This is a genomic window from Pandoraea pnomenusa (genome assembly GCF_000767615.3).
Classification (GTDB): Bacteria; Pseudomonadota; Gammaproteobacteria; order Burkholderiales; family Burkholderiaceae; genus Pandoraea; species Pandoraea pnomenusa.
Genome location: NZ_CP009553.3, coordinates 33,956 through 46,609 on the forward strand (window position 1 = coordinate 33,956; position 12,654 = coordinate 46,609).

Sequence of the window (12,654 nt, forward strand, 5' to 3'; positions counted from 1 at the left end):
CGCATGTGCGCATTGATCGTACGAAATGTCGCCAAAAAATTTTGATGTGGCAGACGCGTTGACGCGATGCGCGCTACACTGAATTCAGACTTGGCAAAGCGTGACGCAATGTGACGGCGACGAGTGCGAATTCCGCCGCCGATGGCGCACGCCTCGGAGCGGAGACATATCGATGATCACGCTGGACGCGCATCAGACCGCGCAGCTATTGCCTTATCCCCAATTGGCCGACGGCATCGAGGCCATGCTCATGGAGATGCGCTCGGGGACTGCCCGTGCCCCGGAGCGTCTGCATTTTTCCCTCACCGAACCGGAACGTGGCCGCCGAGGTGGCGTGCTGCTGGTCATGCCGGCCGTCAATCGCGATGTCGCGATGACCAAGCACATCACCGTGCATCCCGAGAACTGTCGCGTGGGCAAACCGTCGATCATCGGCGAAGTGATGGTGTTCGATCCGCACACGGGCGAGCGCCTCATGTTGCTCGACGGTCCGACCGTCACGGGACGGCGTACGGCCGCCGTTACGCTCTTCGCCGCACGCAAGTTCGCGCCGCGACCGAAGGGGCCGGTGCTGATCGTGGGCGCGGGCGTACAGGCGCGGGCGCACCTCGAGGCGTTTGCCGCCGGCATGGGCACGCGTCACTTCATGATCTTTTCCCGCAGCCCGGAGCGCGCGCATGCGCTTGCCGAGCACGCCGCGGGTCTTGGCGTGGAGGCGACGGTCGTCGATGCGATCGAGCCGGTGCTTAACACCGTGAGCGTTGTGATCGCGGCAACGACCAGCAGCGAGCCGGTACTGCCCGACAGCGATGTGATGCGCTGGCGCGACGATATTTTCGTGGCGGGCGTGGGCGCATTTCGTCCCGATATGCGCGAGTTGCCGCCCCAGCTCTGTCGCGATGCTGCCGTGCGGGGCACGCTCGTGGTCGACACATGGGAGGTCAAGCACGAGGCGGGCGACCTCCTGCATGCCGCGATCGACTGGGGCCGCGCGGCGCCGCTCATGGACGCAATCATCACGCCCGACCGTTTTCGCTCCAGTGGGCCTGTGCTCTTCAAGAGCGTGGGCTACGCGTTGTGGGATCTGGCCGCCGTGCTGTGCGCGCGCGCCAATCTGGAAAAGGACGGCGTGCCCGCTGCCTGACAGGCGCGGCGCAGCGGGTTAGCACCGACAGTCGGCCGTCGTGCCCCTTTGTGTGTCGCTGTGTATCGCTGCTTATAGCTGCGTATCGCTGCGCATCAGGCGGGCAGCGCGAACGGTACGCCCGAGCCTGCGCCGGAAAGCCCGGGCGACATCCCGGGCGTGATGACGTGGACCGGCAGTCCCAGCGTCGATTCGATGAGATCCGCGCGCATGACGTCGCGCGGCGCGCCGGTGGCGAGAATGCGTCCGTCGGCAAGCAGGGCCATGCGGTCGGCATGACGCGCCGCGAGGTTGATGTCATGCACGATCGCCATCGCGCCGAATCCCCACGATTTCGCGAGCGATCGCGTGAGCGCGAGCAAGTGGTGCTGATGGGCGAGATCCAGCGCCGCCGTCGGTTCGTCCAGCAGGAGATAGCGAGGCACGCTGGGGGCGACGGCGGCGGCGTCGGGCCACAGTTGCGCGAGCACGCGCGCGAACTGCACACGCGCCCATTCCCCACCCGACAGTGTCATCACGTCGCGCCCGAGCAGTGGCAGGGCGCCCGCGCGCTCCAGCGCGAGCGTGGCGATTTCGACATCGCTTTTCGCGGGTTGTCCGGCGCGCGCTCTCGATCTCGGAAACGGCAAACGCCCCATCGTCACGATCTCCAGTGCGCTGAACGGAAACGACAGCTGTGCCGTTTGCGGCAGAACGGCGCGCAACCGGGCCAGCGCCGCCGCACTGTATTGCGTGAGCGGCGAGCCGTTGAGCGTGACCGCGCCGCTTACCCGCGCGCGGGGCGGCAACGGTTCGCCCGCGAGCGCCTTGAGCAGGGTGCTCTTGCCGGCGCCGTTGCGCCCGAGCAGCACGAGTAGCTCACCCGGTCGGATATCGAGTGACAGGCCGTCGAGAACGGGCGAATCGGTGTGCGCAATCGTCAGGTCGTGGGCACTGAGCATGGCGAAGTCCTGTGTCGTCGGTGCGGCGGCGATTTCGTGGTTCCGTATCGTGCGGACATCACAGTCCGAACTCGCCACGGCGGCGCCATAGCAGCATGAGGAAGAAGGGGGCGCCGAGCAACGCCGTGAGAATGCCCAACGGCAGCTCGGCAGGGGCGACCCACGTGCGTGCGACGAGGTCGGCGACCAGCGTCAGGAAGGCCCCGAAAAGCGCCGCCGCCGGGAGTACCGCGCGCGGATCGGGACCGACAACCAGACGCACGATGTGCGGCGCGATCAGTCCGATGAAGCCGATCATGCCGCTCGAGGCGACCAGCGCTCCCACGCACAACGCGCAGGCCACCATCACGCGACGTTTGACCGACTGGACCGCAACGCCTAGGTGCAGCGCCTCCGCCTCGCCGAGCAGCAAGGCGTTGAGCGAGCGGCACTGCGTGCCGAGCGCAGCGATCCCCAGCGCGACCGGCCACACGATCACTCCCAGCATCGGCCATTGCGCGCCACCCAGACTGCCGAGTGTCCAGAAGGTGAGTGTTCGCAGTTGGGTGTCGTTGGCGAGGTAGGTCAGCAATCCGATGGCCGCACCGGACACCGCGTTGATTGCGATGCCGGCGAGCAGCAGCAGCGGCAGTGCCAGACGTCCTCGCCCCGCGGCAAGCCGGTAGACGAGCGCGGTCACGCCAAGTGCGCCGACGAAGGCGGCCGTGGGTAGCATCCAGAGGCCGAGCGACGCGCCGAGCGCGGCCGGCAACATGGCGCTGCCGAGCACGATGACACCTGCCGCGCCGAGCGCGGCGCCGCTGGCCACACCGATCAGGCCCGGGTCGGCCAGCGGATTTCGAAAGAGCGCCTGCAACGCGGCGCCGGCCGCGCCGAACCCGGCGCCCACCAGCACGCCGAGCACGATGCGTGGCAGACGTATCTGCAACATCACGCTGCGCGCCTGGTCTTGCGCAAAGTCCCCTGTCGCGCCGCGGAACAGCGCCGCCACGGCGTCGCCCGGGGCGATGCGATACGCACCACCGCACAACGCCGCCAGGACAGCGAGGGCCAGCAGTCCCGACAGCGCCGTCATGACCACCCATCGGGGCGCACGGCGGCGAGTCACGCGGGTCGCGTGGGTCGCGCCGCGAGGGCCACCGCGGTGGCTCGGGGGCGCGACGCCGCCCGGTATGCCCGGCGAGGTGGACGGCGTCGTCTTGGGGATCGAAGGAGCGGCTGACATGGCTTCGTTGGCTGGCGGGTGACGGGATACGGTTGGGATTCGGACGGGACCGGCGTGGTCGGGGGGCATCGGGCGATCCCCTCAGGCCACGCCGGGCGCATTCACACGGCGTGCACGCGTTGCGCGAGATCGGTCACCGCCTGCGGCAGGCGAGGGCCGAAGCCGAGCAGATACAGCGCGTCGAAGCTCACGACACGCTTTGTACGCCCGGCGGGCGTATTGGCGAGGCCGGGCTGTGCCAGCAGCGTCGCGGCCGGATCCGCAGGCGATGGCCCCGTCGTGGTCGTGAGCAACACGTCGGGTCGTGCGGCAACGGCCGCCTCGGCCGTGAGCGGCCGATAGCCGGTGAAACCTTGTAGCGCGTTCTCGGCACCGGCAAACGCGAGCATGGCGTCGGCCGCCGTGTCCTGTCCGGCAACCATGACCTGATTGCCGGTGTGTCCGAGGATGAACAGCACACGTGGTCGCCGCGCAATGCCGTAGCGCTGCTCGATTTGCTCGCGAGCGCGTCGCCAGTTCGACATGAAGTCGCCGGCGACACGATCCCCGGCGTCGGGCACGCGCAGCGCGGCGGCAACGCCGCGAATGTTCTGGTGCACCAGCTCGGCGGTGTAGCCGTGGTTAAAGCGTTTGACGGGCACGCCGGCGGCCGCGATCTGCGACAGCACATTGGGCGGTCCGGCCTCCGCGCCGGCGAGCAGCAGGTCGGGGTGGAGCGAGAGCACGCCCTCCGCGGACAGCGTGCGCAGATAGCCGATCTTGGGCAGCTTCGTGGCGGCTTCGGGATAGAGGCTAGTCAGATCGTTGGCGATCACACGGTCCTGCGCGCCGAGGGCGTAGACGATTTCCGTGAGAGCGCCGCCCGCGACGACGACCCGTTTCGGGCCGGCGGGCGCCGCGCCCGGCGCGCCGGCATGCGCCAGCGACGGCAGGCGGGCGCTCAGGCCAGCCCCCGCCACCAGCGCAACGCCTGCGCCCAGCAGTGCGCGCCGCGACGCGCGATGCGCATCGAGCCGCCCGTTCATGCGCGAGTCTCCGGCTCGGCCTGTGCGGCTTGTGCGACTCGCGCGAGCGTCTCGCGCCAACCGTCGAGTTCCGGTTGTCCGGGCTTGCGCTCGCCGAAGAACATGGCGATGACCATGCCCGAGGCGTCGAGCAGTTCGAGCGACGAGACGATGCCGTCGGATGTCGGCTTGCGCACGATCCACGCGGTGTGGACCAGATCGTCGCGCAGGTGCAGATTGAAGCCCGGATCGAGCACGTTGACCCACGGCCCCATCACGCGAATCGTCTTCACGGGGCCGGTGTGAATCTGGATCATGCCGGCATTGCCGACGAACACCATGATCGGCAGGCCGGTGCCGGCGGCGTCCTCGAGCAGGGCGCGCACCGACGCCGCGCTCACACGGCGGGCGTGCCCCTCGGGGGCGAGGCGCAATGCCTGAGCCCGCGAGACGCCGTGGCGTTTGAGCATGTCGAAGAACTGGTGCGTGTCGGTCATGGCCAGCCAGTCGCGCTGGAAGGCGGCAATATCGATCTGCGCGTCGGGCGTTTCGGGTTTCGGGGTGTCGGCGGCGCTCACGTGCTGGCCCGGTGTCTGATCGCTGGCGCGAAAGCGTGCGACGAGCGCTTCGTACGCGGCCACGTCACTGTGATCGCGCAGGAACATCTTGTGCACGGCGGTGCCGGTCTTGTCGAAGAATTGCAGCGAGCGTCGCGGGCCCTGTTCCGTGGGCGTCTCGACGGCGTATCCGTATGCCCACTGATGGTAGAAGATGCGCAGATCGAGGTCCTTGCCCAGACCGAGACCGATGGTGCCCTGATGCGAGAGCTTCTCGTACTGGCCGTCCTTTTCGTGCACGGCCGCGGCGTTGCGTGTGAGTGCCATCACGCGGCCCAGCGCGGGCAGCGCTTCGACGATCTCCGGGAATTCGGGGCGCAGGCGTACCACGTGTTCGCCGACGAATGCCGCGACCGTTTCGCCCTCGGACACGCCGAGTGCCGCGGCGGCGTCGCGATCGCGCAGGTTCCGTTCGGTTTTCATGCGTTGAAATTCGCTGCGCAGACGGGCGACGTCGGCGAGCGCGGGAAATGCCGGGTGGGCGGCGGCAGTGGCGTTTTGAGCGTTCATCATGGCGATTCCTTGATTGCGTGTTTGCTGGCAGTGGCTGGCAGGCGTCGGGGCGGCCCCGTCAGGCGAAGGCCGGACCGCCCCGACGCAGGTTCTGAAGTGAGACGACAATTAGTATTGGAGCTTCAGGCTCACGGCCACGCTGCGGCCGGGCGCCGAATACGCGTCCTTGAGCGTCGAGTTCTCGGCGAGGTTGCGAACGTCCGACCAGTTCCAGTACCGGCGGTCGAACACGTTGTAGACGCCGGCATAGACCGTGGCGTGCTTGTTGATGTGATAGCCACCCGACAGGTCGAGCACGACCGATGACGGAGGTGCCCAGCAGTTCTGGTTCTGCTGCGTGCCCGACGTACAGGTCTTCGCGATCTGGCCTTGCGACTTGGCGGCCTGGAAGAGCAGGTCGGCCTGTGCGAACCACGTGCTGTTCGGCTCGTAGCGCACGCCGAGCACCATCGAGAACGGGTTGACGGTGTTCAGCGGCTGGCTGGCCGATCCGTCGTCTTCGGTCGTGCCGTGCGTGTAGGCCATGGCGGTGCGCAACGTCACCCCTGACTTGAGCGCCCACGTGGCCCGGCCTTCCCACCCCTGAATGCGGGCGCGGCTGAAGTTCACGTACTGATAGATGAGGGGATCGTTCGGTCGACCCGAGCCGCTGATGTTCTGCTGCGATATGAAATTGCGGTAATTGCCCGCGAACACTGCCGTGCTGTACGTGACCGGGCCGAGCGTGGTGGCCAGGCGTCCGCGCAGACCCAGCTCGACCGTGTCGCTGGTTTCGGGCTTGAGGTTCGGGTTCGCGATCGACATGTAGCCGAAGATCGGATTCGAGAAGCCGTTGTTGACCTGATCCGGTGTGGGCGTGCGGAAGCCCCGCGCGTATTGCACGTACGGAATCAGCGAAGGGGCGATTTCGTACATGATCGCCAGGCGCGGCGAGAAGGCCGAATCGTTGGACGAAGTCGGTTGCACGCGCGTGCCTGAGCGCGTTTGCGACACGTACAGCGGGTCGTTCTGCTTGGGCGATAGCCAGTACGCGTCGTATCGGATGCCGGGCGTGACGGTCAGCGAACCATAGCGAATTTCATCCTGGAGATAAGCGCCGAAAAGCGTGTAGTCGGTGTCGGGGAAAGCCTTGTTCGGGAACGATTCGCCCACGCCCGGCACGGTGCCGTTTCGATAGCTGGTGATGTACGCGAGGCTTGCATCGGTGCCATACACGAGCTTGTGGGCGAGCGGGCCGGTCACGAAGTTGCTCTGCGCCTGCAGCGAGCCGCCCACCGTGCGTTCCTTATACGTGTTGTCGCGCGTTCGGTCGCCTGCCGTGCGGTTCTCGTAGGAGTACTGACTGTTCTTGGCATCCTGAAAGTAGAGCAGGGCGTGAAGGTTCTGCACATAGGCCCGCGACGCGTCGTTGAAGTCGTAATCGAGGCTGATGCGATTGCGCTCGAGGCGGTCGCTTGTGGTCAGGCCGAGGGTGGTCGGCGGGTTGATCGCCGACAGCACGTTCGAATCCACGCGGCGGCGCACGTTCTCTCCCGTGAGCTTGAACGTCGAGAACGGCGAGGCCTTGAAAACCAGCTTGCCGAGTACCGAGTTGCCGTTGGTGTCCTGGGGATTGGCAGTGGTGCGTGCGGTGCTGGCCGAGTTGTTCGTGCCCTTGCCGTCGAGCTCGTGCCCCTTGTTGCCGTCGACGATCACCATGCCCTGCCATTGCTCGCCGCCCCACGCCGCCTGGGCCGTCGTGCCGAAGCTGCGGTCCATCGAGTTGTAGTACGGGCGCAGCGAGAAGTAGGTCGACTTGCCGAACACGTCGAGCAGGTCTTGCGGGTCCTTGGTGAGGAAGTTGACCACCCCGGTCAGGCCATCGCTGCCGTAGAGCGAGGAGGCCGGGCCGCGCAGGATTTCGATGCGACGCAGCAGGTCCATGCTCAGGTAGTCGCCGCGCCCCGCTTCGAGTGGGCCGAACGCATACGACGAGGGCATGCGGATGCCGTCTTCGAACAGCGCGACGCGGTTGCCTTCGAGGCCACGGATGTTGATGCTGGCGTTGCCGTCGCGGCCCCCGCCGGCGGCTGCGGAGGCGGGGCGATACGGCGCGCGGCGCACCGTCACGCCCGGCTCGTAGCGTAGCGCCTCCTTGATGTCCTGCGCCTGCTGCTCCTCGAGATCCTGATCGGTGATGACCGAAATCGACGCCGGCGTGCGCTCCGCTTCAGTGGGCGTGCGTGTTGCCGTTACGTTGACCTCGCGCAGGTTGGCTTCCGCGAGCTGCAACGATGCCGCGGGCGCCGTCTGGGCGAAGACGGCGGGCCACCAGAACGCGGCGAGCACCGCACCGGCCACCGGGTGAAGGCGCCGACGACCGGCGCGGTTCGGATGGCGTCGCGACGATGGTTCGGCGAAGCCCGGGTTCGCGCCGTGTCCCCGGCGCAAGGTCATGAAAAATGCGCGGCCCCCGCCGCTCGACGACTGCTTCACTGCTGGCTCCCAATGCTAGAAAACCCCGTTTCTGGCTGGCGAGCGCTCGTGGCAGTCTGCGTGCGAACAACGCCGGAATCGACGCTGTGAGACACGCTGGCAGGCGCGGCTGGCGAAATGTTTCGTGCCACCCGGCCGCGGATGTTCGGCCTAGGGACGAAATGCTTTTGATGAAACTTAAATGAGAATCATTTGCATTTTTAACGAAGATGCCCCGTCTCGTCAAGGGCGTTGTCGCACAAAGTCGACAGACGGATGGGATTGGAAAGGCGCGCCGGTCAGATCGGCAGGCTTGTGTCGAACTTGATCTCGCGCAGCACGACGCTCGTTTTCACGTTCGCCACGGCGGGCAGACGGAAGATGTGCTCGTGCAGAAACGCGTCATAGGCCTTGATGTCCGGCGCAACGATCTTGAGGATGTAATCGGCTTCCCCGGTGGTGCTGTAGCACTCCGTGACTTCGGGGCAGGTACGGATTTCCCGCTCGAACTGCTCGGTGCCGCCTTCCGTGTGGCGCGTGAGTTGCACGTGGGCGAGGGCGCATACGTGCAGGCCCAGCTTTTCGCGATCGAGCAGCACCGTGTAGCGCTGGATCACGCCGCTCTGTTCCATGTCCTTGATCCGCCGCCAGCACGGCGTCGCCGACAAGCCAACGTTTTCGGACAGCTCCTGCGCCGAGCGGCGTGAGTCGATCTGCAATAGCCGGAGAATCTGTCGAGCGAAGTTGTCGAGTAATTCCATTTTCCAAATCCGATTTTTTCGAAATGAACGTTTCTTATTGTGCGCCATCAGGAGTGAAATAGTAAAAATCTTTCTCCTGCCTCCCCATACACTGCTTGCATAACCGACGCGGCCGGGTGCGATGCGCACGCGGTGGGTCGAGATCAACAGAACATATGCCCCCGAAGTCCGGTCATTGCCCTCGTCTGTCCTGACCTGGTGCGCGCCGCGGGGATCAGGAGATACACGATGAACGCCCCCATGCGCGCCACATTGGCGACGCCCACGGCCAACCCCCTGGCCCATCCCGATTACCAGCTCTCCGACGCCCTCACGGCGCGTCGCGGGCAGATTTTCCTGACCGGCACGCAGGCGCTCGTGCGCATCCTGCTCATGCAACGCCAGCTCGACGCGGAGCGCGGCCTGAATACGGCGGGGTTCATCAGCGGCTATCGTGGCTCGCCGCTCGGCGGCGTGGACCAGCAACTGTGGAAGGCGAAGAAGCTGCTCGATGCGGCGAACGTCAAATTCCTGCCGGCCATCAACGAGGAACTCGGTGGCACCGCCGTCATGGGCACGCAGCGCGTGGAAGCCGATCCGGAACGCACGGTCGAAGGCGTGTTCGGCATGTGGTACGGCAAGGGCCCGGGCGTCGATCGCGCGGGCGACGCGCTCAAGCACGGCAATGCGTATGGCGCGTCGCGTCATGGCGGCGTGCTAGTGGTCGCGGGGGACGATCATGGGTGCGTGTCGTCGTCGATGCCGCACCAGAGCGACTTCACGATGATGTCGTGGAGCATGCCCGTGCTGAACCCGGCGGACATCGGCGAGCTCGTCGAATTCGGACTGTACGGTTACGCGCTGTCGCGTTTTTCCGGCGCGTGGGCGGGTCTGAAGGCCATCTCCGAGACGGTCGAGTCGCGAGGCACCGTCGATCTCGACAAGATTCGCACCGATTGGGCCGAGCCGCAGGACTACGTGGCGCCCGCGGGCGGGCTGCACAATCGTTGGCCCGACTTGCCGAGTCTGGCGCTCGAGGCGCGTCTTGCCGACAAGCTCGACGCCGTGCGAGCTTTCTCGCGCGTGAACAGCATCGACAAGTGGATCGCGCCGGCGCCGCATGCCGATATCGGCATCGTGACGTGCGGCAAGGCGCACCTCGACCTGATGGAGACGCTGCGCCGCCTCGACATCACCGTGAGCGATCTCGAAGCCGCCGGGGTGCGCATCTATAAGGTGGGCTTGTCGTTCCCGCTGGACATGTCGCGTCTGGACGCGTTCGTCTCCGGTCTCAGGGAAATCCTCGTGATCGAGGAGAAGGGCCCGGTCGTCGAGCAGCAGATCAAGCAGTACCTCTACAACCGCACGGCGGGCACACGCCCGATCGTGCTCGGCAAGACCGACGCCGATGGCCGTGCGTTGCTCTCGGCGCTTGGCGAGCTGCGTCCGTCGCGTGTGCTGCCGGTGTTCGCCGAGTGGCTCGCGAAGCATCGACCGACGCTCGATCGCCGCGAGCGCGTGGTCGATCTGGTGGCGCACGAGATCCTGTCGAACGCGGCCGACGGCGTGCGCCGCGTGCCGTACTTCTGTTCGGGGTGCCCGCACAACACGTCGACGAAGGTGCCGGAAGGCTCCATTGCGCAGGCGGGCATCGGCTGTCACTTCATGGCGTCGTGGATGGATCGCGACACGACCGGCCTGATCCAGATGGGCGGCGAGGGCGTGGACTGGGCGGCCCACTCGCACTTCACGAAGCGGCCGCATGTGTTCCAGAACCTGGGCGACGGCACGTACTTCCATTCGGGGCTGCTCGCGATTCGTCAGGCCGTGGCATCGAAGGCGAACATCACCTACAAGATTCTCTACAACGATGCCGTGGCCATGACCGGTGGCCAGCCGGTCGACGGTTCGATCTCGGTGCCGCAGATTGCGCGTCAGGTCGAAGCGGAGGGCATCGCGAAACTCGTGGTGGTGAGCGACGAGCCGGAGAAATACATCGGCCACGAAGGCCAGTTCCCCAAGGGCACCACGTTCCATCACCGCAGCGAACTCGACGCGGTGCAGCGCGAGCTGCGCGAAATCCCGGGCGCGACCGTGCTCATCTACGATCAGACGTGCGCGGCCGAGAAGCGTCGTCGTCGCAAGAAAAACGAATTTCCGAATCCGGACCGGCGTCTGTTCATCAACGAAGCCGTTTGCGAAGGTTGCGGCGATTGTGGCGTGGCATCGAACTGTCTGTCGGTGGAGCCGGTCGAGACCGCGCTCGGACGCAAGCGTCGCATCGATCAGTCGTCGTGCAACAAGGACTTTTCGTGTGTGAATGGCTTTTGCCCGAGCTTCGTGTCGGTCAAGGGCGCGCAATTGAAGAAGGCGCTCGCCGCCGCGTTCGATCAGGCGGCATTCGAGCATCGTCTGAATGCGCTGCCGCAGCCGGCGGCACTTGCCGGCGACGCGCCTTTCGACATCATGGTCACGGGCGTGGGCGGCACGGGTGTGGTGACGATCGGCGCGCTCATCACGATGGCTGCGCATCTGGAGGGAAAGAGCGCCTCGGTGCTCGACTTCATGGGTTTCGCCCAGAAGGGTGGTGCGGTGCTGTCGTTCGTGCGGTTCGCGAACACGCCGCAAGCGCTCAATCAGGTGCGCATCGACACGCAGCAGGCCGACGTGCTGCTCGCGTGCGACATGGTGGTGGGCGCCAGTGCCGACGCGTTGCAGACCGTGCGCCGCGACCGTACGCGCGTGGTGGTCAACACGCATGCGATCCCGAACGCGACGTTCGTGCAGAACCCTGACGCCAGCCTGCACGCGGATGCCCTGCTCGCGAAAATGCGTCATGCGGCCGGCAACGGCAAGCTCGACACCTGCGACGCACAGGCGCTCGCGCAGCGCTTCCTGGGCGACACGATGGGCTCGAACATCATCATGCTCGGCTACGCGTGGCAACTGGGGCTGGTGCCGGTGTCGCTGCACGCGCTGCAACGCGCCATCGAACTGAACAACGTGGCGGTGCCGATGAACCAGCTGGCGTTGGCGATCGGGCGGCTGGCCGCTGGCGATCCGTCCGCACTGACCGAGACCACGGCCAAGGCGGCGCATGCGCCGATGCATGCGCCGGTCGCGGACGACGTGACGTTCGATGCGCTCGTCGCGCATCGCGTGGAACTGCTCACGCAGTACCAGAGCGCCGCGTATGCCGCGCAATTCACCGCGTTCGTAAAGCAGGTGGTCGATGCGGAAACGCGTGTGGCCGGTGCACCGGGCCGCCTGTCGCGCGCCGTCGCGCAGCAGCTCTCGCGTTTGATGGCTTACAAGGACGAGTACGAAGTGGCGCGCCTGTATGCGCAGAGCGCCTTCGCCGATGCGCTGGGCGAGGCGTTCGAAGGCAAGCCGGGGCGCGATTTCCGTCTCGAGTTCCACATGGCACCGCCGCTCATCGCGCGCGGCAAGGACGGTGCGGTGCCAAAGAAGGTGACGATCGGGCCGTGGCTGTGGCCGGTGTTGCGTGGCATGGCGAAGTTGCGCGGCTTGCGCGGTGGGGCGCTCGATGTGTTCGGCTACACGCTGGAGCGTCGCATGGAGCGCCAGTTGATCGCCGACTACCGCACCACGATCGAACGCGCGTTGGCGGGGCTGACGGCTGACACGCTGGCGGATGCCGTGGCGCTTGCCGAAGTCCCCGCAAAGATTCGCGGTTACGGCCATGTGAAGCTGGCGAACCTGGCGATGGCCAAGCGCGTCGAGGCGACGATCGCCGCCCGTCTGGGCATGACGCCGGCGACCGGCGACGCCGTCGAGCAGGCCCTCGCGCACGCCCGTCATACCGGAAAGTCGCTCAAGGGTATTCCGGTGGTGACGGCGCGCTAAGCGTATTCATCCACGCTGAACCGGTGCATGAAACGGGGGCTTCGGCCCCCGTTTTTCATGGTTCTGCCGGAGGCACCGCCGTGTTCGGCGCGAGGGTTTCTGCACCATCACGCGGCCGACGCGATAACATTCGGGAGTTAAGGTTGATG

7 protein-coding genes and 1 pseudogene are annotated in these 12,654 nt (G+C 66.3%); 2 read left to right on the forward strand and 6 right to left on the reverse strand.

Features of this window, described 5'->3' with window-relative positions; genetic code table 11:
* Positions 1–172 precede the first annotated feature (172 nt).
* Positions 173–1,144 (forward strand): delta(1)-pyrroline-2-carboxylate reductase family protein, encoded by a 972-nt coding sequence (locus LV28_RS18045; RefSeq protein ID WP_023598297.1) that lies wholly within the window; start codon positions 173–175, stop codon positions 1,142–1,144.
* Between the two features lie 95 nt (positions 1,145–1,239).
* On the opposite strand, the pseudogene LV28_RS18165 reads toward LV28_RS18045, so the two are convergent.
* From LV28_RS18165 to LV28_RS19595, 6 genes and pseudogenes are all read right to left on the reverse strand, one after another.
* Positions 1,240–2,025, reverse strand: a pseudogene (locus LV28_RS18165) (ATP-binding cassette domain-containing protein); the annotation flags it as partial.
* Positions 2,026–2,143: 118 nt separating this feature from the next.
* Positions 2,144–3,310 carry a FecCD family ABC transporter permease gene (locus tag LV28_RS18370; RefSeq protein WP_369798702.1) on the reverse strand — a complete coding sequence of 389 codons (1,167 nt, stop codon included), beginning with the start codon at positions 3,308–3,310 and terminating at the stop codon, positions 2,144–2,146.
* A 101-nt stretch (positions 3,311–3,411) separates the two neighbouring features.
* A complete protein-coding gene (locus LV28_RS18440; RefSeq protein WP_038619316.1) occupies positions 3,412–4,335 on the reverse strand; it encodes a heme/hemin ABC transporter substrate-binding protein in 924 nt (307 codons plus the stop codon).
* Positions 4,332–5,444 carry a hemin-degrading factor gene (locus tag LV28_RS18885; protein ID WP_048806487.1) on the reverse strand — a complete coding sequence of 371 codons (1,113 nt, stop codon included), beginning with the start codon at positions 5,442–5,444 and terminating at the stop codon, positions 4,332–4,334. Before LV28_RS18885 ends, LV28_RS18440 begins: the two co-directional genes overlap by 4 nt.
* A 108-nt stretch (positions 5,445–5,552) precedes the next feature.
* Positions 5,553–7,880 (reverse strand): TonB-dependent hemoglobin/transferrin/lactoferrin family receptor, encoded by a 2,328-nt coding sequence (locus LV28_RS19580; RefSeq protein ID WP_024788832.1) that lies wholly within the window; start codon positions 7,878–7,880, stop codon positions 5,553–5,555.
* A gap of 317 nt (positions 7,881–8,197) precedes the next feature.
* Positions 8,198–8,659: an Lrp/AsnC family transcriptional regulator gene (locus LV28_RS19595; protein ID WP_010806630.1), complete on the reverse strand. Its 462-nt coding sequence runs from the start codon at positions 8,657–8,659 to the stop codon at positions 8,198–8,200.
* Between the two features lie 228 nt (positions 8,660–8,887).
* Here LV28_RS19595 and LV28_RS19600 point away from each other — a divergent pair, with 228 nt between their 5' ends.
* Positions 8,888–12,505, forward strand: coding sequence for an indolepyruvate ferredoxin oxidoreductase family protein (locus tag LV28_RS19600; RefSeq protein WP_115344435.1), 3,618 nt, complete (start codon positions 8,888–8,890; stop codon positions 12,503–12,505).
* The last annotated feature ends 149 nt before the right edge of the window (positions 12,506–12,654 follow it).